General features: G+C 62.0%; 20 protein-coding genes and 1 tRNA gene. 6 read left to right on the top strand and 15 right to left on the bottom strand.

The features are described from left to right. Positions 1-225: 225 nt before the first annotated feature. From mmsB to chvE, 3 genes are all read right to left on the bottom strand, one after another. Positions 226-1,512 (bottom strand): multiple monosaccharide ABC transporter permease, encoded by a 1,287-nt coding sequence (gene mmsB / locus EN935_RS03410; RefSeq protein ID WP_109666548.1) that lies wholly within the window; start codon positions 1,510-1,512, stop codon positions 226-228. Then, on the bottom strand, positions 1,509-3,041 hold the full coding sequence (gene mmsA / locus EN935_RS03405; RefSeq protein WP_109666550.1) for a multiple monosaccharide ABC transporter ATP-binding protein: 1,533 nt from the start codon (positions 3,039-3,041) through the stop codon (positions 1,509-1,511). The genes mmsB and mmsA overlap by 4 nt, the downstream gene beginning before the upstream one ends. Before the next feature lie 121 nt (positions 3,042-3,162). Further along, entirely contained in the window at positions 3,163-4,230 is a 1,068-nt protein-coding gene (gene chvE / locus EN935_RS03400; RefSeq protein WP_109666553.1) for a multiple monosaccharide ABC transporter substrate-binding protein, read from the bottom strand. Between the two features lie 313 nt (positions 4,231-4,543). Between chvE and EN935_RS03395 the strand changes: the two genes are divergently transcribed. Beyond that, positions 4,544-5,533, top strand: a complete 990-nt coding sequence (locus EN935_RS03395; protein WP_127263615.1) for a LysR family transcriptional regulator — start codon at positions 4,544-4,546, stop codon at positions 5,531-5,533. 160 nt (positions 5,534-5,693) lie between these two features. After that, positions 5,694-5,900, top strand: coding sequence for a hypothetical protein (locus tag EN935_RS03390; RefSeq protein ID WP_245468778.1), 207 nt, complete (start codon positions 5,694-5,696; stop codon positions 5,898-5,900). Between the two features lie 22 nt (positions 5,901-5,922). Here EN935_RS03390 and EN935_RS03385 read toward each other — a convergent pair. From EN935_RS03385 to EN935_RS03345, 9 genes are all read right to left on the bottom strand, one after another. Further along, positions 5,923-5,996: transfer RNA gene (locus tag EN935_RS03385), tRNA-Gly, on the bottom strand. Between the two features lie 73 nt (positions 5,997-6,069). Continuing rightward, on the bottom strand, positions 6,070-7,551 hold the full coding sequence (locus EN935_RS03380) for a hypothetical protein (RefSeq protein WP_127263613.1): 1,482 nt from the start codon (positions 7,549-7,551) through the stop codon (positions 6,070-6,072). A 38-nt stretch (positions 7,552-7,589) separates the two neighbouring features. Further along, positions 7,590-8,072: a GtrA family protein gene (locus tag EN935_RS03375; RefSeq protein ID WP_245488828.1), complete on the bottom strand. Its 483-nt coding sequence runs from the start codon at positions 8,070-8,072 to the stop codon at positions 7,590-7,592. Next, positions 8,050-8,751, bottom strand: coding sequence for a class I SAM-dependent methyltransferase (locus tag EN935_RS03370; protein ID WP_127263609.1), 702 nt, complete (start codon positions 8,749-8,751; stop codon positions 8,050-8,052). Before EN935_RS03370 ends, EN935_RS03375 begins: the two co-directional genes overlap by 23 nt. Further along, positions 8,744-9,733, bottom strand: a complete 990-nt coding sequence (locus EN935_RS03365) for a glycosyltransferase family 2 protein (RefSeq protein ID WP_206438809.1) — start codon at positions 9,731-9,733, stop codon at positions 8,744-8,746. Before EN935_RS03365 ends, EN935_RS03370 begins: the two co-directional genes overlap by 8 nt. Positions 9,734-9,814: 81 nt before the next feature. Further along, positions 9,815-11,314 carry a HAMP domain-containing sensor histidine kinase gene (locus EN935_RS03360; RefSeq protein ID WP_127263607.1) on the bottom strand — a complete coding sequence of 500 codons (1,500 nt, stop codon included), beginning with the start codon at positions 11,312-11,314 and terminating at the stop codon, positions 9,815-9,817. After that, the gene (locus EN935_RS03355; RefSeq protein WP_127263605.1) at positions 11,311-11,985 is read right to left on the bottom strand and encodes a response regulator transcription factor; all 675 of its coding nucleotides are present in this window, start codon (positions 11,983-11,985) and stop codon (positions 11,311-11,313) included. The genes EN935_RS03360 and EN935_RS03355 overlap by 4 nt, the downstream gene beginning before the upstream one ends. A gap of 40 nt (positions 11,986-12,025) precedes the next feature. Beyond that, complete coding sequence (locus EN935_RS03350) at positions 12,026-12,418, bottom strand: hypothetical protein (protein WP_109666568.1); 393 nt, start codon at positions 12,416-12,418, stop codon at positions 12,026-12,028. Between the two features lie 213 nt (positions 12,419-12,631). Then, positions 12,632-13,249 (bottom strand): outer membrane protein, encoded by a 618-nt coding sequence (locus EN935_RS03345; protein ID WP_127263603.1) that lies wholly within the window; start codon positions 13,247-13,249, stop codon positions 12,632-12,634. A 462-nt stretch (positions 13,250-13,711) separates the two neighbouring features. Here EN935_RS03345 and EN935_RS03340 point away from each other — a divergent pair, with 462 nt between their 5' ends. Then, on the top strand, positions 13,712-13,975 hold the full coding sequence (locus EN935_RS03340; protein WP_109666574.1) for a DUF6460 domain-containing protein: 264 nt from the start codon (positions 13,712-13,714) through the stop codon (positions 13,973-13,975). Between the two features lie 56 nt (positions 13,976-14,031). Here EN935_RS03340 and EN935_RS03335 read toward each other — a convergent pair whose 3' ends face one another. Further along, complete coding sequence (locus EN935_RS03335; RefSeq protein ID WP_127263601.1) at positions 14,032-14,937, bottom strand: histone deacetylase; 906 nt, start codon at positions 14,935-14,937, stop codon at positions 14,032-14,034. Between the two features lie 132 nt (positions 14,938-15,069). On the opposite strand from EN935_RS03335, the gene EN935_RS03330 reads away from it, so the two are divergent. Then, positions 15,070-16,410: an MATE family efflux transporter gene (locus tag EN935_RS03330; protein WP_127373170.1), complete on the top strand. Its 1,341-nt coding sequence runs from the start codon at positions 15,070-15,072 to the stop codon at positions 16,408-16,410. Here EN935_RS03330 and EN935_RS03325 read toward each other — a convergent pair. Both EN935_RS03325 and EN935_RS03320 read right to left on the bottom strand, forming a co-directional pair. After that, entirely contained in the window at positions 16,403-17,482 is a 1,080-nt protein-coding gene (locus EN935_RS03325) for a quinone-dependent dihydroorotate dehydrogenase (RefSeq protein WP_127262701.1), read from the bottom strand. The genes EN935_RS03330 and EN935_RS03325 overlap by 8 nt on opposite strands. Then, positions 17,479-17,829 (bottom strand): DUF952 domain-containing protein, encoded by a 351-nt coding sequence (locus EN935_RS03320; protein ID WP_126067651.1) that lies wholly within the window; start codon positions 17,827-17,829, stop codon positions 17,479-17,481. Before EN935_RS03320 ends, EN935_RS03325 begins: the two co-directional genes overlap by 4 nt. Positions 17,830-17,936: 107 nt before the next feature. On the opposite strand from EN935_RS03320, the gene EN935_RS03315 reads away from it, so the two are divergent. Continuing rightward, a complete protein-coding gene (locus EN935_RS03315) occupies positions 17,937-18,365 on the top strand; it encodes a hypothetical protein (RefSeq protein ID WP_056588273.1) in 429 nt (142 codons plus the stop codon). 124 nt (positions 18,366-18,489) lie between these two features. Then, positions 18,490-19,139: response regulator transcription factor (locus EN935_RS03310; RefSeq protein ID WP_164771007.1), on the top strand; the 650-nt coding region annotated here is incomplete at its 3' end.

Genomic DNA, 19,139 nt, shown 5'->3' with positions numbered 1-19,139 from the left:
GGTTGATATTCTCCGTTCGGATTGCGCTCGCGGGCCTGGTCCCTCAGGGAACTTCTTTACGCCGGTGGGTTTGCCGGCAGCGCCGCGATCGTATGCCTCCTGCTTGCCTCGACTAGAGCGGTTCACCGTTTCACGGAAACGGCGAACCGCCCTAACTCATTGTCTTGGCGCAATTCCGGGCGGAAAACCGTTTCACACTTTTCCTGGAATTGCTCTAAAGCCTGTTCAAGCCTTGTTCTTGTTGTAGACGTCGAAGATCACGGCGCCGAGCAGCACCAGGCCTTTGACCACCTGCTGCCAGTCGACATTGACGCCCATGATCGACATGCCGTTGTTCATCACGCCCATGATGAAGCCGCCGACCACCGCGCCGATGACCTGGCCGACACCGCCCATCGCCGAGGCGCCGCCGATGAAGACGGCGGCGATGACGTCGAGCTCGGAGCCGAGGCCCGCCGCCGGCACGGCCTGGCCGAGGCGCGCCGCGATGATCAGGCCGCCAAGCGCCGACAGCACGCCCATATTGATGAACACCATCAGCGTCAGCCGCTCGGTGTTGATGCCCGACAGTTGCGCCGCCTTGGCATTGCCGCCCATCGCGTAGATACGGCGGCCGATGGTCATGCGCTTGGTGACAAAGACGAACAGCGAGATCAGCACGCCCATGACGAGAAGCACCACCGGCAAGCCTCTGTAGCTGGCGAACTCATAAACCAGGAACAGCGCCAGCGCGCTGGCGACCAGCGTCTTGATGACGAACAGGGGGAAGGGCTCGGCCTCATAGCCATGGCGTTCGCGCTTGCGTCGCGTCCTCACCCCGAAATAGGCATAGGCCAGCACGGCGATCAGACCGAGCACGATCGTCGTCATGTGCAGTGTCAGGCCGCTGCCCATGATGGTCTTGCCGGCCGCATTGACCGTCGGCGGGATCAGCGTCAGCGGGCCGATCACATCCGGGATGAAGCCGGAGCTGAGCATTTTGAAATCGTCCGGAAGCGGACCGACCGAGGATCCGCCGCCCAGCAGCGCCTGGCAGATGCCGCGGAAGATCAGCATGCCCGCCAGCGTCACGATGAAGCTCGGTATTCGGTGATAGGCGATCCAATAGCCTTGCGCCGCGCCGATCAGGCCGCCCACGATGAGGCAGACGATCGAAACCACCAGCGGATTGCTGAGCGGTCCGAGCTGCCAGATGACCATCATGTTTGCCGCCAGCGCGCCGATGAAACCGGCGACCGATCCGACGCTGAGGTCGATATAGCCGGAAACGATGACCAGCAGCATGCCCAGCGCCATCACGATGATGAAGGAGTTCTGCTGCACGAGATTGCTGAGGTTGACCGGCTTAAACAGCGTTCCCGACGTGGTGAACTGGAAGAACAGCATGATGACGATCAGCGCGATAATCAGACCGTATTCGCGCAGGTTCGTCGTCAGCGCCGAGACGGCGATGCGTGGACGCTGTTCTTCGGCGACGTTACCCTGCGGGGCGGGGGCGATTTCGGTGCTCATGCTGCTTTTCCTTCTCCCCGAACGATGGCGCGCATTATTTTTTCCTGGCTTGCTTCCGCCGCGGGCATTTCGCCCACCATGCGCCCTTCGTTCATGACGTAGATGCGGTCGGTGATGCCGAGCAGTTCTGGCATTTCCGACGAAATGACCACGATCGCCTTACCTTCGGCGGCGAGGCGGGCGATGATCGTGTAGATTTCGTACTTGGCGCCGACATCGATGCCGCGCGTCGGCTCGTCAAGGATCAGCACTTCCGGGTCGGCGAACAGCCATTTCGACAGCACCACCTTCTGCTGGTTGCCGCCGGAAAGATTGCCGGTCATCTGATAGACGCTCGAAGCGCGGATATTGGTCTTCTTGCGATAGTCGTTGGCAACGGCGAGCTCGCGCATGTCGTCGATCACGCTGTGGCGCGAGACGCCGCCGAGGTTGGCCAGAGTGATGTTGTGCTTGATATGGTCGATGAGGTTGAGGCCGTAGGTCTTGCGATCCTCGGTGACGTAGGCGATTCCGTGTTCGACCGCCCTGCTCACCGAGGAGACATCGATCGGCTTGCCCTTGAGCAGCACCTCGCCGGTGATGCGGCGGCCATAGGAGCGGCCGAAGATGCTCATGGCGAATTCGGTGCGGCCGGCGCCCATCAGCCCGGCAATGCCCACAACCTCGCCCTTGCGCACATTGATGTCGATGCCCTTGATCACTTGCCGGTCGGCATGGAGCGGATGATAAACCGACCAGTTCCTTACTTCGAACACGACCTCGCCGATATCGGGCTCGCGCGGCGGATAGCGGTCGTCGAGCGAACGACCGACCATCGAAGTGATGATGCGGTCTTCCGAGATGTCCTTCTTGGCCAGTGTCTCGATGGTGCGCCCGTCACGGATGACGGTGACCTTGTCGGCGACCCGGTTCACCTCGTTGAGCTTGTGCGAGATCAGGATCGAGGTCATGCCTTGCCGCTTGAATTCGAGCAGCAGGTCGAGCAGCGCCTGGCTGTCCTTTTCGCTGAGCGACGCCGTTGGCTCGTCGAGGATCAGCAGCTTGACTTCCTTGCTCAGCGCCTTGGCGATCTCGACCAGTTGCTGCTTGCCGACGCCGATATTGGTGATCAGCGTCTTGGGGTCCTCCTTGAGGCCCACCTTCTTCAACAGGGCGCTGGTGCGCGCTTCGTTGGCATTCCAGTCGATGACGCCGTATCTGGCGTGCTCGTTGCCGAGGAAAATGTTTTCGGCGATCGACAGCATCGGCACCAGGGCAAGCTCCTGGTGGATGATGACGATGCCCTTGTGTTCGCTGTCATGGATGCCTTTGAAGTGACATTCCTGGCCCTGAAAGATGATCTGGCCGTCATAAGTGCCTGTGGGATAGACGCCCGACAGCACCTTCATCAGCGTCGACTTGCCGGCGCCGTTCTCGCCGACCACGGCATGAATCTCGCCTTCCTCGACGCTGAGGTTGACGTTCGACAGCGCCTTCACGCCGGGGAACGTCTTGGTGATGTCGCGCATCTCCAAAATCGTCGAAGCCATAAGGGATACTGCTCCTCCCAATTCCGGACAATGCCGGTGGGCTAGTATGCGAATTTTGGATTCGCCGCGCTAGCAAAAAGGGGCCCCGCTGTACGCGGGACCCCAGGCTTTTGCAATGCGATTACTTCAGGTCTTCGGCCTTGATGTAGCCGGAGTCGACGACCAGTGCCTGGTAGTTCGACTTGTCGACCTCATGCGGCGTCAAGAGGATCGAGGGGACAACCTTGACGTCGTTGTTGTAGGTCTTGGTGTCGAGGCCATCCGGCTTGCCGCCCGACAGCACCTTGTCGACCAGGCCGACAGTGGCCTTGGCCAGTTCGCGGGTGTCCTTGAACACGGTCGAGTACTGCTCGCCCGAGATGATCAGCTTGACCGAAGCGGTCTCGGCGTCCTGGCCGGTGACGACCGGCCACGGCTGAGCGGCCGTGCCGTAACCGACGGCGCGCAGCGAGGCGGTGATACCGCGCGACAGACCGTCATATGGCGACAGAACGCCATCGACGCGGCTGCCGTCCGAATAGTTGGCCGACAGCAGATTGTCCATGCGTGCCTGGGCGGTTGCCGCGAGCCAGCGCAGCGTGCCGACCTTGTCCATGCCGGTCTGGCCGGACTTCACGACGAGCACCTTGCTGTCGATCAGCGGCTGCAGCACCGAGATGGCGCCATTGTAGAAAAAGAAGGCATTGTTGTCGTCCGGCGAGCCGCCGAACAGCTCGATGTTGAACGGACCCTTCTTCTCCGGATAGCCGAGACCCTTGAGCAGCGAATTGGCCTGGATAACGCCGACGCCGAAATTGTCGAAGGTGGTATAGTAGTCGACATTGGCGGTCTTCTTGATCAGGCGGTCATAGGCGACGACGACGACACCGGCGTCAGCGGCCTTCTGCAGCGCATCCGACAGGGTGGTGCCATCGATCGAGGCGATGATCAGCGCCTTCGGGCCCTTGGTGATTTCATTTTCCAGCTGGCTGAGCTGGTTGGGGATGTCGTCCTGCGCGTATTGCAGGTCGACGGTGTAGCCGAGAGCCTCGAGCTGGGACTTGACGGCGTCGCCGTCGTTGATCCAGCGCTGCGAGGTCTTGGTCGGCATCAGCACGCCGACAAGACCCTTATCGGCTGCGTGCGCCGAGTAGGTCATGGCAGCAACGCCAAGGGCCGCGACGGCGGCCAGTGTCTTGATGATTTTCACTTTAACTCTCCCTGGTTGATGGACGCGGCACCCCGGGGGTCGCGGGCCGCGCAATCGTGCAGAAGCGCCAAGGCACTGCTGCCGTCATATCGATCTCCGGTATCCTCCCATGGCCCCGAGGCGCTGATTTCAATCGATACGATTTTTCTCGTCAGCGACCGTCGCGTCTCGGAACGCGCGAAGGGTGTGGCTCTTTGCCATAACTGTCAAATGCGATCTTTGATGGTTGCTATATCATGGTTGGTATATGTACTGCGACGTGACGGGCTGATCCCAATACCGACCGTCCGCGAGCAGAAGAGAGGGGAAAGCGATGGCTGCGCTAGGGAATCCGACTGCAGTTTCAAATAGTTACAGAGAGATGCCGGGCGATGGCGAAACCTTGCTGCGCAGCGGTCTCAGTCTGCGTCACATGCGCATGATCGTCGCGCTCGACGACCATGGCCGGGTCAGCGCGGCAGCCCAGGTGATGAACATTTCGCAGCCGGCGGCCTCGCGCATGATCAGCGAGATGGAGGCGGTGCTGGAGGTCAAGCTGTGCGAGAGACTGCCGCGCGGCATCACCTTGACGCCCTACGGCAAGGCTTTGGCCAGGCGCGCGCGCTCGATCCTGCTGGAGATGCGCGAGGTCGATCGCGAGATATCCGAGCTCAAGGCGGGCAAGGGTGGTTCGGTGTTCCTCGGTGCCGTGACGGCGCCTGCAATCGAGCTGGCGGTGCCGGCAATTCGCGAAATCCGCCGCATCTATCCGCGCATCGAGATCACCATGCAGGTCGAGACCTCCAACGTGCTGGCGCGCGAGCTGATCGCCACGCGCCATGATTTCATCATCGCGCGCATCCCCGACGACCTCAATCCGCGGCTGTTCGAGTCGCGCGTCATCGGCGTCGAGAAGGCGTGCCTGATCGTGCGCCGGGGCCATCCGCTCACCAAGGGCGAGGCGGTGCGGTTGGAAGAGACCGCCGCCTATGACTGGGTCTTCCAGTCGGGCGGCTCGCCCTTGCGCCAGGCGATGGAAAGCAATTTCCTGAACCGCAACATCGCTCTGCCGGACCGCATCCTCAACACCAGCTCACTGCTCCTGACCCTGGTCATGGTTGCGCAGTCCGATGCCATTGCGCCGGTCTCGGTCCAGGTGGCGAAATTTATCCAGAACCCCGACGGGCTGGCCGGCGCCATCGATGTCGTCCAGACCGAATTCGACATCGAGGTCAGGCCCTACAGCCTGATCACGGTCCGCAATCGCGTGCTGTCGCCGGCCGCCAAGATGCTGCACGACTTCATTCTGCGGGAGGTGGGATGATGGCTGGTTGGGTAGGGCTGTCTGGCGTCGAGTTCGATCGGGCGCGCAAAAGCACATGAAAGAGCCGCCAGGCCGAGGCTAGCGAAAGCGAGCCGGGAACATTATTTCCTGCCGATGCGTTCATGATCTTGCAAGGGACGATTTCTTCAGGAGGCTGAACATGCGCAGCTTCGAAATGATCGATCTGCTTTACGTGGTCGAGGCCTGCAAGCATGATCGATCGGTCGGGAATTTCGTGTCCATGGCTGAAAGCGTGGAAGAATTGCGGGTACTGACCGGCGATTTCGTTTCATTGGATGACGCAGTGGCAAACGCCCTCGCAACGGTGGCGCTCGCGCGAGGTGTTCGACGAACAGGCAGGCGCTGAAATTGTTTCTGGCGCCTTAAGCTGGAGCGGGTAGAGGGAATCGAACCCTCGCGTTCAGCTTGGGAAGCTGACAAGCTACCATTACATCATACCCGCGTGTGCCCTCGTTACCATGACGGCCCGGCTTCGGGCAATCGCAAAGCAGCCCTTGCGCCGGCGCCAAACAGGATCAGGCGCCGGGCAGGTAGATTACCGCGTAATCGTCCGCATAGGCTCGCTTCCAGCCCAGCTGGTCGAAGAAGGGGATGCGGGCGTCATCAGCCGACAGCAGCGCCCAGCCTATTGCGTATTTCTTCAGCTGGGCTTCGAGGAGCGGCTTGCCGCCGGTGTGGCCCATGTCGTCATCGGCCTTTGTGAAACCGCCCAGGAACAGCTGGTCCGTCCGTCCGTCGATATAGGTCTTGATCCCGTGAAAGATCAGCGTCCCGCCGAAATTGTAGGAATTCATCACATTGCCGGACAGATGATGGCTTTCAGCGAAGGCCAGCGCCCCGCTGGCCGACGTCTTCGGGCTCGGCGCGACCTGATGAATACTGTCGAGCACGGCTACCCCACTGACCGTCAAGACGGCGGCCGCGCCGCAGATTGCGTAGAATCGCCTGGCGAAGAATTTTTCCAGTCCGTCGCGCTTTTGCGCCAGCCATGCGGTGGCTGAAAGCGAGGGGTATTGCTGCGCCACCTCGACTGCGATCACCAAGGGAACCAGCAGGAAGAACAGATACACGAAACGCACATGGGCGAGATAGACATGCAAGGTGAAGACGACGAACAGAGCCTTTGCCCAGCCAATTCGCAACGGTGCTACCAGAAGCCCGAAAAGTCCCAGCAGCATCGCCAGTTCCTGGATGGAGTTCTCCGGTTGATTGAATGCGTTCCATTCCATGATCAGCGGCACAGCCTCATTGCCGTAAGCCACGCCGAGCGTCGCCAGGATGGCCTGGACGCCATAGGGGTGGATCAGGCTGACCAGCGGGCAAAGCAGACCGAATGCGATCCATTTCGCCAGGAGGGCTGGTTTCGACAGGCCTGTGCGCGCCAGCAGATCGAGACCGGCGAAACCCGCGATGATGAAGCTCAGCGTGAAGGTGGCGTGCAGGTTCGCCCACAAAACGACCAGCACGAGCAGCCACCAGGGCGGCGCCCGTTCTTCCCTTGCTGCACGAAAGAGCATCTCCGTCCAGATGACGATGATCGGGAAGGTCAAGACATGCGGACGCGCCGTGAAGATTGACATGATCAGGAACACCGCGGCGAAGGCCAGTATAGTGGCCAGGATCGGCTTCAGCCAGGCGCTGAGAAACCACCCCATCAGGAAAACCGTCAGGGAAATCGAGGCGATGATAACGGTGACCACCCCGTTCCAGCCTCCTGTCTTGTAGGCAAGGGCCAGCACGACCTGCCCCAGCCATTCTTTGGCAATCCATGGCTGGCCGGCAAACGTGTAGGAATAAGGGTCGACCGTCGGAAATGTCCGGTTTGCCAGGAAATCCAGCCCGACCTTCACTTGCCACCAGCTGTCGGGATCCTGCAGGGTGGAACCGGCTTTTGCAGTCAGTATCGCCGCCATCGCCCAAGCAGTGAACAGGCAGAATATCGCGCGGGTCCGCTCGTCGTGCGTTGCGGCTTCCACACCGGCCCGGGCGTTGTCCATAATGCGCCGCCTCTGATTGTTTGCGATGAGAGTTTGGTTCATGGAATTCGACTGCTCGGCGCCCGCCAAAGCTCGTCGGTCACCCGAAGGTTCTCGTCTGCTTTGTCGTCTGCGCGACTTTCACGTCCGACAAACACCAAGTGAGCCGAACCGAGACAGAAAACGACCGAATAGACGCAGATCGTTTCCAGGTGAACCAGGGAGCTTTCGGTGATGCCTGCTGAGCGAGTGGCGATCGCAACCGCCAGATTGACGCTGTAGGCGACCAAGAAGATCCCCCCATCCCCATATCGAAACAGGGTTCCTGACCGGAAGCTATCGGCCCGTGTGAAGGTCCATTGGCGGTTGCGGAAGAAGCTGAGGACGAGGTCGGTGACATAAACCGTGGCGTTGGCGAGGATGTCGTTAAGGCCGAGCGCAAGCCCGGCCAGAATGACCGCGTACCCCGACGCCGTGTTCAACAGACCGACGGCGCCAGATCGCAGCATCCTGGGAAAGTCAAACGGCAGGCTTGACCGCATGCGCAAAATATTGGGCTCCGACAGGAATCTTGGTGAGGAAACGCTCGAACGGCCTCAGCCTTGCAAGCAGCCGAGGAAAGAAAATCCGGTAGATGATCCGGGTGTTGGCAAGGCCCGCCTCGGCCATACGCCTGCGCATCTCGCGGGAATTTATCAAAACCGCGTTTTCGTCGAAGGCGCAGTTTCTCACCGCATGCGTGGTCAACGGGTTCCACGGATTGTGTTCGAAAAGAAAGAAGCTGCCGCCATCGGCCAGCACCCTGCCGATCTCCGCCAGCAGCCCGACCTGCAGGTCCTCGGGAATGTGGTGGAAGACGCAAGCCGCGAAGGCCAGGTCGAAGCTGCCAGCGGCAAAAGGAATCGTCTTGCCGTCGAAATGCGTGAAGGCGGCCTGGCCGGGAAAGCGGTTGCTGGCGATGTCGAGCGATTCCCGCGAAGGATCAAGCAAGGTGATCTCGGCGTCGGGAAACGCGCTGCGCATATGGCCGAGCGAATTGCCGACGCCGGCGCCGAAGTCGAGTATCCGCCGTGGTTTCACACCGGCCCGCCGCAGTGTCGTGGCGACGTCGTCGATCTTGTACCTGGCGAAGAAGTCCGGCGTTTCGCCACTCAGCCTTATGCTCGCGGCATGCTGCTCGTGGTATTCCCGCGCAAACTGGTCGAACTCGGCCTCAAGCACGTGCGGCTCTCTTTGCGATCTTCTGCAAACGATGGACCGGCAGATCCTTGTCTCTGGCTGCCAGGTTGCTCGAAACGATCTCGTTGACGAAGTAGAGCGGCCGCCGCTTCGTCTCCATGTACATGCGCCCGAGATACTCGCCGAAGATGCCAAGCACCATCAGCTGGACGCTGCCGAGGATCAGCACGATCGCGGCAAGGCTGGTCCAGCCGGGCAAGACGTTTCCGACCGACCATTCGAACAGGGTGTAGGCGAGCACGACCAACCCCAGAAGTCCGAACATCATTCCGAGCAACGAGGCGAACCGCAGAGGCACGATCGAGAAGCTGGTCATCGCGTCGATCGCCAGCAGAACCATTTTCTTCAGCGGATAGTGGGTGGTGCCGGCAAAGCGACGGTGCCGTTCATAGGGGAGAGCCGTCTGCTTCAGCCCGATCCAGCTCACCATACCGCGAATGAACCTGTAGCGTTCGGGCATCGCGTTCAGATGGTCGAGCGCGCGGCGGCTCATCAGCCGGAAATCGCCGGTATTCGGGGCTATATCGACGTCGACCATCCGGCGCAGCAAGCGGTAGAACATCGAGGCGGAAGCGAGCTTGAACCAGCTTTCGCCGTCGCGCGTCAGCCTCTGGCCGTAAACGACATCGAAGCCTTCGTTCATCTTCGTCATCATCGCGCCGAGCAGCTCAGGCGGATCCTGCAGGTCGGCATCGAGAATGAGAATGCGCTGGCCGCGACAGAATTCGAGCCCCGCGCTCAACGCGATCTGGTGGCCATAGTTGCGGGCAAGATCGATGGCGACGACATGGTCGTCCTTTTCGGCCAGCTGGAAAATGGCCTCGCGCGTCCCGTCGGTCGCGCCGTCGATAACAAGGACGATCTCATAGGAAGGGCCTTGTTCGACGCATGCGGCCGTCACCCGCCGATGCAGTTCGGCCAGGCCATCCAGCTCATTGTAGCATGGGACGACCACCGACAGCATGACGGCGCGTCGCGCGGTGTTTTTCTCCGTCTCCACCAAAAGCCTTGCTCCCGCTATTCGATTGGAAATACCGGGAATTGGTTAGAAAACAGATAAGCCAGCGGGATCAGCTGCGGCCATCGGCCGGCCGCCTTTTCCGCTGCCAGCGGTCACGGGATGAACCGGCAGGGCCATGCGGATGCGGGCGCCTTGCCAGGACCCCGCCAATATCCGAATGGTGCCGTCATGCAGCAGCGCGATCTGCCGGGCAAGGTTCAATCCCAGACCTGCCCCGCGCGATTGCGGCTGCAAGCGGTAGAAGGGTTCGAAGACATTCTCGCGCTCATCCGCTGGAATGCCCGGGCCTTCGTCGCGGACTTCGACGCCACCGGTCTCGTCGATGGCAATGGTGATCGTGCCGGAGCCGCCGCCATGGTCGATGGCATTGCGCACGAGATTTGCCAGCGCGCGCTCGATCTGCAGGACGTTGACCTCGACATGGACCTTGCCGGCGGGCGGCTCGAAGGCGAGATCGTAGCCTGTTTCGATGGCGAGCGGGGCGAAGTCGGCGGCGACCCGGCTGACAAGGTCGCAGAGATCGATGATCTGGCGCTGGTCTGCCGGGCGGTCAAGCAACTGGTGGTCGAGCAGCTGCTGCGCAAGATGCGACAGGCGCTCGATATCATGCAGCAGGCGCACGCTTTGCGGTTCCTGCTTCAGCAATTCGGCGCGCGTGCGCAAGATGGCGATCGGCGTGCGCAGTTCATGGGCCGCGTCGGTGAGGAAGCGATTGTGCCGGTCATAGCCTTGGGCCAGGCGCGCCAGTGTCTGGTTGAAGGCATGCACCAGCGGCTCGATCTCCTGCGGCACATTCTTGACCGGGAGTTGCATCGCACGGGTGCCGATGTCGATACGCGCGGCCTGCTGGACGGTGTCGACGAGGCCGGCAAAAGATCTGCGCACGACGGCAGGCGTGGTCACCAGGGTCGTGGTTCCCATGACGAGGACAATCGGCAACAAAAGGATGATGATGATGGCCGTGAGAGCGGGAAGTGCCTTCTCCCAGTTCCTGCTGCCGTCCGGGTTCTTGGCGACATCGACGGTGGCCGAAATGGTGACTTCGAGGCCTTCTGTTTTGTCGCGCAAGGATCGTGTCGCGGCGATGATCTGAACCGTGCCCGCCTTGGTCGAAACCCTTTCGAGATAGGCCTCCGGCCGCGGGTCATCCTCCGAAAACCCGATGGTGGCGTGATCGGCCGCGCCCAGCAGATCGCCAAAATTCCTGGCGTAGACGTCGGGTATGGCGCCGAAGCGGACGCTCTGGCCGCTGCCGTCGCGGATAATGTACCAGACGTTCGGGAAGCCCTCACGAAACGAACGCAACTCGTCGGTCTCATGGACGATCAATTTGCCGTTGCCGTCACGATCGACGGCATTCTTGATGGCTGCAACGGCAGCCTCGTTGTCGACAAGAAGCCGCGGATCGGCGATCCATAGCGCGGCCGCGGACAGCACGATGAAGATAAGAAGCGTCGCCGCCTGCAGCAGGATCAGCCGCCGCACCAGCACCCATTGCAGCGAGCGCGTGCGCGGCTTTTTCACGAAGCCGCCCGCAGGAGATAACCGAGATTGCGGATCGCCCTGATCTCGATGCCGGCAGCGACATCGTCAAGCTTGCGACGCAGCCGCGAAATGTGCGCATCCAGCGCATTGGAGCCGATCTCGTCATCGAGGGCGTAGACGGCTTCTTCCAGGGCGCCGCGCATGATGGTCCGGCCTGGCCTGCGGATCAGCGTTTCGAGCACCAGCCGTTCACGCCGCGGCAACTCCAGTGCCTGGTCCTCGACAAGCGCCTCGCGATGGCGGAAATCATAGGTAAGGCGGCCGACCATCGTCTGGTTGGCGCGTGAGGTGAACGAACGCCTGTGCAAGGCATTGAGCCTGGCAACCAGTTCCACCGTGGCGAATGGCTTGACCATGTAGTCGTCGGCGCCGGCATCGAGCCCGGCCACCCTGTCGTCGAGACCGCTGAGCGCCGTCAGCGCGATCACCGGCACGTCCAGATGCAAGGCCCGCAGGCGCGGGATCAGGCTGAGACCATCGCCATCCGGCAGGCGGCGGTCCAGCACCACGGCGTCATGATGGCCGAGCCGCGCCACGGCTTCGGCATCGGCCAGTGTCGCGGCATGGTCGACGATGATGTCCTGGCGCTCGAGCGCCGTCTTCAGCACCGAGGCCATTTCCGGTTCGTCCTCGATCAGCAGGATGCGCATGCGCACGCTCCGTCACGGGCAGCCGGCAGGCTGTGGCAATTCATTCGCATTCCAGCTTCGGTTGACGAAAATTGGTGATGAACCATCGGCCGCCCGAGGCGCGGGCGTAGAACGTATAGAAGCATTCCTGGCGCTCGATATAGCCAGGCGTTTCGGTCTCTTCGTAGACGGTTCCGTGTTTCGTGTGGCGAACCTCGCCGCTGGAGGTCCCGGAAACCGCATTGGTGGAGATCTTGCGCCACTGATAGGCTCGCTCGCCTTGCCCGAGGTCAACGACGGCGGTTGGCGGACCGTAGTCCAGAATGACCGATTCTACCGGTTGCCCGATGTAGTTCTTCATGATGTCGGAGGCGCATCCCGTCAGCGCCAGCACGATTGCGACGAAGAACGCCTTCGAGATCCACACAAGATGGTTTGCGCGGCGTTTGGACATATCTGATTCCCATCATCAAGGTCATCCGCGGCACCTAGGGTGTGAAGATTGCATCGACATTACGCAGGACCCGGCACAGGCGCGGTCTGCCGATGCGCGTCGATGCCGGTGCGGATGGGGCAAGCAATTGCGCGGCACCCATTGCGTCTGGGCACCGCGCGAGGTCTGTTCGAACAGAATACAAGACGGGTTCAACTGAACCCGCGGCCTGCCCTAGAATCGATAGTTGATGCCGGCCTTCAGTTCATGGCTGCCGATCGTCGCCTTGGATTTACCGAAGGCCGACGTCGTTTCGACGCCAGGGGTGCGGACATAGTCATATTCGACCTTGGCCGAGAGGCCGCCGGCAAAACCCTGCTCGATGCCGGCGCCGACCAGATAGCCAAGTTTCCAGCCGTCGATACTGCTCACATTGTCGCCCTTGTCGAATTTTGTCAGGGCGCCGCCGCCGGTTCCAAAGAGTAGCGTCTGGTCGAAACTCAAACCGGCCTTGGCTTTGGCGGCACCGCGCCATTTTTCTTTGATCTTGCCGCCCTCGACGTCGTGCTCGGCGCCACCCAGATAGGAGCCCTCGATCTCGGCACCGAGAACCGCTGGACCCATCTGCTGGTTGTAGCCGGCTTGAACGCCGCCGCTGAGGCCGTTCCGGCCGGCAAACGGGTTCGGCATCCCGGTGAACGCCGTGCCGCCATGCACGCCGACATAGGCGCCGCTCCACTGGAAAGCAGGGGGATCATTGTAGGCGGGTAGAAGGTCGGCGGCCATCGCCGGCCCGAGGAGGCACATGGCAAGGGCACTTGCCGTCAGGATGATCTTTGCTTGAGAGAACACTGCATTACTCCAACACACGCGCGCATCCGGCAATCGATACGCAGGTTAATTCCCGAGGACCTCGACCGTTGGGGCGATCGAGCTCCGATTTGGTGTCTTTCAGGGATGGCTGCGCGGTCCTGGGACTGGCTTTCGCCAGCTGTAGTAGGGGGGCAGAGCGCCCGCGCGGCCGATCACCTGAAAGACGCCGACTGTCTCGCAGGCGAAAATTGCACGCACATTGCGGGGAATCGAAAAATGAAGATTTTTCGCTTTATTTTCAATAAATTAAGGTAATTCCATTTACGCATATTTAACAAATTGACACGGGTTCGGTCCGTTCGGTAGCGCAACCTTGCCATGCAATGCCTCGCTCGAGGTTCTTCGGCATCCCGTAAAACTGTCGGCTTGAAGCCGGCAAGCCAAGTGCGTATGTCTGGGCCGACGCCCTCGAGTCTGGGTACCTCAATCTGGAGACGGGCCTTGTCCGCACTGACGCGCTTTCTAGGCGACTCGCCGCTCAAGGTGATCCTAAAACTGCTGGTCGTGTCTTTCCTCGTCGGCCTGGTCATGAATGCCTTCGGCTGGTCGCCGATGGACGTGCTCTACGGCATCCAGAAGTTCTTCATCGACCTGTGGAATCTGGGCTTCCACGCCATCGACCGTTTCCTTGGCTATATCCTGCTGGGCGCGGCCATCGTAGTTCCGGCCTTCATCCTGCTCAGGCTCGCCAACTACCGGAAGTAGAGCATGATCCCGAAAAGTGGGAACCGGTTTTCGGACAAGATCATGCTCAAAAAGGACTATCGGGCGTAGGTCGAGGCCACCTCGAACAGGATCGCGTGGCGCGTGGCAAGCGCGGGCACGTCCGTGGAATAGCCACCGCCGATGACGCCGCATACCGGAATGCCGAGCGTGCGAAAGTGGCTGATCACCATGTCGTCGCGGGCCTGCAGGCCGTCATCCGATAGCGACAGCCTGCCAAGCCGGTCCTCGACATGGACGTCGACGCCGGCATTGTAGAACACGATGTCCCAGTGGGCTTGGGCGGACAGTTCCGGCAGGATGGCGGCAAGCCTCTCCATGTAAGCGGCGTCACCCGTGCCATCGGGCAACGCGACATCGAGGTCGGAGGCGATCTTGCGCACGGGGTAGTTGCGGTCACCATGCATGGAAAAGGTGAACACGCGCGGATCATCAGCGAGTATATCCGCCGTGCCGTCGCCCTGATGCACGTCGAGGTCGACGATCAGGATGTTTTGTGCCGCGCCTTCGGCAAGCAGGACCAGCGCAGCGACGGCGACATCGTTGAAGGTGCAGAAGCCCGCACCTTGTGCGCGCCGCGCATGGTGGCTGCCGCCGGCGGTGTTGCAGGCAATGCCGTGGCGCAAGGCGAGCCGCGCCGCCAGCACCGTGCCGCCGGTGGCAAGCTGCGCGCGCAGCGAGACGCGGAGCCCGATCGGAAAACCGATCTCGCGTTCGATCTTTTCGGGCACGCAGCAGCTGATGACCTGGTCGACATAGTCCGGTGCATGGGCAAGTCTCAGCCATGACGCCGGCGCGGGTTCCGTGGTGTTGAGCGCGTCGGGTCCGGCCAGTCCGCGAGCGCACAAGGCGTCCATCAGCAACGGATATTTGCTCATCGGAAAGCGATGGTTGACGGCGAAGCCGGCGTCGTAGTCGGGGTGATGAACGATCTGCAGGGGCATGAACTGGATCCGGCGGGCTCGCGCCAGACCGGGGATTTCGGTTGGCCGTCACGGGAAGAGTGATTGCGCGGTGGCCGGAAAATGGGGCACATCGGCTGTTCGATCAAGCTCAAACAGCAAGGCAGCAATCCTTTGGACAAGGGTGCAATCCCAGCCGACGCCAGATCTTTTGTCGTCACCAACCGTTCAGTGCTCGCCATCGCCGTGCCGATGACGCTTGCCTATCTGACGACGCCGATGCTCGGCCTGGTCGACACGGCTGTCGTCGGTCAGTTCGGCGATGCCGCCCTGCTCGGTGGCCTGGCGGCCGGCGCACTGATATTCGACGTCGTCTTCACCACCTTCAATTTCCTGCGCTCGGGCACCACCGGGCTCGTTGCCCAGGCTTTCGGGCGCGCCGATGCCCTGGAGGAACAGGCGGTGTTCTGGCGCGCCGTGCTGATCGCTGTCGTCGCCGGCATCGTGCTTGCGGCCCTTGCGCCCCTGGTCGCCATCGCCGGGCAAAAATTCATGGGCGCCGAACCGCGCGTCAGCGAGGCGATGGGCGTCTACATCAGGATCAGGCTGCTCGCTGCACCCTTTTCGCTGATCAACTACGCCATCCTTGGCTATGTGCTGGGGCGCGGCGAGGGCGGGCTCGGGCTGATGCTGCAACTGGTGCTGAACGGCATCAACATCGCGCTCTGCTTCCTGCTTGGGCTGGAGCTTGGCTGGGGCGTCGCCGGCGTCGCCTGGGCGACCGTCACTGGTGAGTTCCTTGCCATGCTGCTCGGCCTGGCGATCGTGATCCGCCGGTTCCGCGCGGCGCCGCCTTTGCCGCGCCATCGCCTGCTCGACATGGCCGCCTTCCTGCGCATGCTGTCGCTCAACCGCGACATCATGATCCGCTCGTTCTCACTGCTCGCCGCTTTTGCGCTGTTCACCCGCCAGGGCGCCCAGTTCGGCACGGTGACGCTGGCCGCCAACGCCGTGCTGATGAACTTCTTTCTCGTCGCCGGCTATTTCCTCGATGGCTTCGCCACCGCCGCCGAACAGCTGGCGGGCCGTGCCGTCGGCGCGCGTGCCGCCGCACCGTTCCGGCAGGCCGTGCGGCTGACCCTGTTCTGGGGCTTTGGCTTGGCCGGGGCTGCAACTCTGGTGCTGCTGTTTGGCGGCGCCAATCTGATTGCTCTTGTGACGACGTCGCAGGAAGTCCGTGCAGTGGCCGACACCTACCTACCGTGGGCGGCGTTCACCGCGCTGAGCGGTGTGCTGGCGTTCCAGATGGATGGCGTCTTCATCGGCGCGACCTGGTCGCGCGACATGCGCAACATGATGCTTTTGTCGTTTCTCGCCTTCAGCGCCGCGCTGCTCACTTTGGCGCCCGCTTTCGGCAACAATGGTCTGTGGGCGGCGCTGCACGTCTTCCTGCTGGTGCGAGGCTTCAGCCTGCTCACCATTCTGCGGTTGCGGATGCAAACGGCGTTCAGCTGAGCGGCCTCATTGCCCATCGATCGAGATGGCTGTCGCGCAACTCGCGAATGGATCTGAGCCGTTCCGTGCCGGCAAAGCGTGCCATCGCGGCGACAATCCGGCCCGGCAGCGCAGGCCCGGCATAGATCATGCCGGTGTAGAGCTGCACCAGATCGGCGCCGGCACGGATCTTGTCCAGCGCGGCCTCGGCAGAATCGACGCCACCGACGCCGATGATGGCGCGGTCTGGGCCAAGCAGCTTGCGCATCTTCGCCAGCACGATGGTCGAGCGTTCGAACAAGGGTTTGCCCGAGAGTCCGCCGGTTTCGCGCGCGGTGTCGCCGCTGCGCAGTGCCGGTCGGGAGATGGTGGTGTTGGAGACGATGACGCCGTCGATCCGCTTCTCGGTGACCTCTGCGGCGATGTCCTCCAGCTCTGCCTCGACCAGATCCGGCGCGATCTTGAGGAAGACCGGCGGCTGGGCTGTTGCCGTGGCGCGCGCGGCCATGACACGCGACAAAAGTTCGCCAAGCTGCTCGCGCGCCTGCATGTTGCGCAGGCCCGGCGTGTTGGGCGAGGAGATGTTGACGGTGAGATAGCTGGCGTATTGCGCAAACCGGGCGACACCGCGCTCGTAGTCGCCGATGCGGTCGCTGCTGTCCTTGTTGGCGCCGATGTTGACGCCGACGATGCCGCCACGCCCCTTGCGTGCGGCAAGGCGCTTTTCGGCCGCTGCATGGCCTTCATTGTTGAAGCCCAACCGGTTGATCACCGCTTCGTCCGCCGTCAGCCGGAAAATGCGCGGCTTCGGATTGCCGGCCTGCGGCAGCGGCGTGATCGTGCCGACCTCGGCAAAGCCGAAACCCAGGCCAAGCAGCGCGTCGGGCACCTCGGCGTTCTTATCGTAGCCCGCAGCCATGCCGAGCGGATTCGGAAACTCGAGGCCGCGGACCGTCAGCTTCAGCCGCGCGTCGAGCGTCGTCCGCGCGCCGACCGGCAGGCCGCATCGCAACGCCGCGATCGACATGCCATGCGCGGTTTCCGGGTCGAAGGTGAACAGCAGCTTCTGGCCAAGCCGGTCGAGCACGCTCATTGCCCCTCCAGTGCCGGGAACTGATGCACACCATCGGCGCCAAGCGGCAGTTGTCGGACCCACAGCACGGCCTTTAGATCGAGCGGACCATAAAGATGCGGAAACAGTGCGCCGCCGCGCGAGACTTCGTATTTCAGCGCCGCGCCCAGGCTGGTCCCGTCGATGGCCACCAGCAGCAGGTCGGTCCGGCCCGCAAAGTGCTTTGCCGCGGTTTCCTTGACCTGCGCCGCGGTGGAGAAATGGATGAAGCCGTCTGCGACATCGATTGGCGCGCCGGTGAAGCGGCCATGTGTTTCGGCCTCGCGCCAAGGCGCTTGCGGGGTTATCTTGTAGATAATCTGAGACATGGTTGCGCTATAGTCCGAACCAGCCACGTGGGAAAGGCCACGCCAAGGGTCTTCCCCATTTCCGGCGCAAACATGCGATATTTCAGGCCTTGGCCATGGAGGACAACATGCGTCTGCAGCACATCTTGATCCCCGCCGCGCTCGTTTCGCTGGTCGCGGCTTCAGCTTATTCGGAAGAAACCGACCGCTACCGGCTGGAAAAGTCTGATAACGGCTATGTCCGTATGGATACGCAGACCGGCGCCATGTCGATCTGCGAGGAACGCTCCGGCCAGCTTGTCTGCAAGATGGCGGCCGACGAACGCGCTGCTTTCCAGGACGAGGTCGACCGCTTGCAGACCTCTATGAAGGCGATGGACGAGCGCGTCACCAAGCTCGAGAATTCGCTCTCCGCCCGCCTCGAATCGAAACTGCCGAGCGAGGAGGATTTCAACAAGACGATGAGCTACATGGAACGCTTCCTGCGCGGCTTCATGGGCATCGTCAAGGATATGGACAAGGACAACGGCGCCCAGCTCAATTCGCAGAAGACCTGAGCGTCCAAAGCAGGGAAAACGCGGCGCGCTGGCTTTGCCGCTTGAAAACAGCGCGCAGCCCCTCATAATCGTCCAACTGATCCCGAAAAAAGCAAAAATTATCGGGGGATTCGGGGAGGGACATTTGCCGGCCGGCTATTCTTTCGTCATCGCCGACGATCACCCGCTGTTTCGTGGTGCGCTGCGCGAAGCGCTTGCCGGCATCGGCAATGTCGCAGCCATCCACGAAGCCGGCGATTTCGAGAGCGCCAAGGCGCTGGTCGTGGCCAACGAGGATGTCGATCTGGTGCTGCTCGACCTGTCGATGCCGGGCGCCAGCGGCCTCTCCGGCCTGATCGCGCTGCGTGGCATCCATCCGACGGTGCCGCTGATCGTGGTGTCGGCGCGTGACGATCCGGCGACCATCAGGCGGGCGCTCGATCTCGGCGCATCCGGCTTCATCTCCAAATCGGCCAGCATGGAAGAGATCCGCGGCGCCGTGCAATCGGTGCTTGCCGGTGACATCGCCGCGCCCGTCGGCGTCGATCTTGGCGTCGAGCGTGATCCCGAAATATCCGACCTGATCAAGCGGCTGCAGGCCCTGACGCCGCAGCAGACCCGGGTGCTCGGCATGCTGGCCGAGGGCCTGCTCAACAAGCAGATCGCCTATGAACTCGGCGTCTCCGAGGCCACCATCAAGGCGCATGTCTCCGCCATCCTGCAGAAGCTCGGCGTCGACAGCCGCACCCAGGCGGTGATCCTCCTGTCCAAGATCGGCAGCGACCCGCTGCAGCC

Source organism: Mesorhizobium sp. M7D.F.Ca.US.004.03.1.1 (assembly GCF_003998635.1).
In the GTDB taxonomy this organism is placed as follows: Bacteria; Pseudomonadota; Alphaproteobacteria; order Rhizobiales; family Rhizobiaceae; genus Mesorhizobium; species Mesorhizobium loti.
This window is presented reverse-complemented; position numbering and strand designations above follow the sequence as displayed.

What these genes read in the sequence shown, in the direction of transcription:
- mmsB (WP_109666548.1), bottom strand. Translation starts at nt 1,512, where the DNA reads ATGAGCACCGAAATCGCCCCCGCCCCGCAGGGTAACGTCGCCGAAGAA.
- mmsA (WP_109666550.1), bottom strand. Translation starts at nt 3,041, where the DNA reads ATGGCTTCGACGATTTTGGAGATGCGCGACATCACCAAGACGTTCCCC.
- EN935_RS03395 (WP_127263615.1), top strand. Translation starts at nt 4,544, where the DNA reads ATGGCTGCGCTAGGGAATCCGACTGCAGTTTCAAATAGTTACAGAGAG.
- EN935_RS03390 (WP_245468778.1), top strand. Translation starts at nt 5,694, where the DNA reads ATGCGCAGCTTCGAAATGATCGATCTGCTTTACGTGGTCGAGGCCTGC.
- EN935_RS03380 (WP_127263613.1), bottom strand. Translation starts at nt 7,551, where the DNA reads ATGGACAACGCCCGGGCCGGTGTGGAAGCCGCAACGCACGACGAGCGG.
- EN935_RS03375 (WP_245488828.1), bottom strand. Translation starts at nt 8,072, where the DNA reads ATGCGGTCAAGCCTGCCGTTTGACTTTCCCAGGATGCTGCGATCTGGC.
- EN935_RS03365 (WP_206438809.1), bottom strand. Translation starts at nt 9,733, where the DNA reads ATGCTGTCGGTGGTCGTCCCATGCTACAATGAGCTGGATGGCCTGGCC.
- EN935_RS03355 (WP_127263605.1), bottom strand. Translation starts at nt 11,985, where the DNA reads ATGCGCATCCTGCTGATCGAGGACGAACCGGAAATGGCCTCGGTGCTG.
- EN935_RS03350 (WP_109666568.1), bottom strand. Translation starts at nt 12,418, where the DNA reads ATGTCCAAACGCCGCGCAAACCATCTTGTGTGGATCTCGAAGGCGTTC.
- EN935_RS03335 (WP_127263601.1), bottom strand. Translation starts at nt 14,937, where the DNA reads ATGCCCCTGCAGATCGTTCATCACCCCGACTACGACGCCGGCTTCGCC.
- EN935_RS03325 (WP_127262701.1), bottom strand. Translation starts at nt 17,482, where the DNA reads ATGAGCGTGCTCGACCGGCTTGGCCAGAAGCTGCTGTTCACCTTCGAC.
- EN935_RS03320 (WP_126067651.1), bottom strand. Translation starts at nt 17,829, where the DNA reads ATGTCTCAGATTATCTACAAGATAACCCCGCAAGCGCCTTGGCGCGAG.
- EN935_RS03315 (WP_056588273.1), top strand. Translation starts at nt 17,937, where the DNA reads ATGCGTCTGCAGCACATCTTGATCCCCGCCGCGCTCGTTTCGCTGGTC.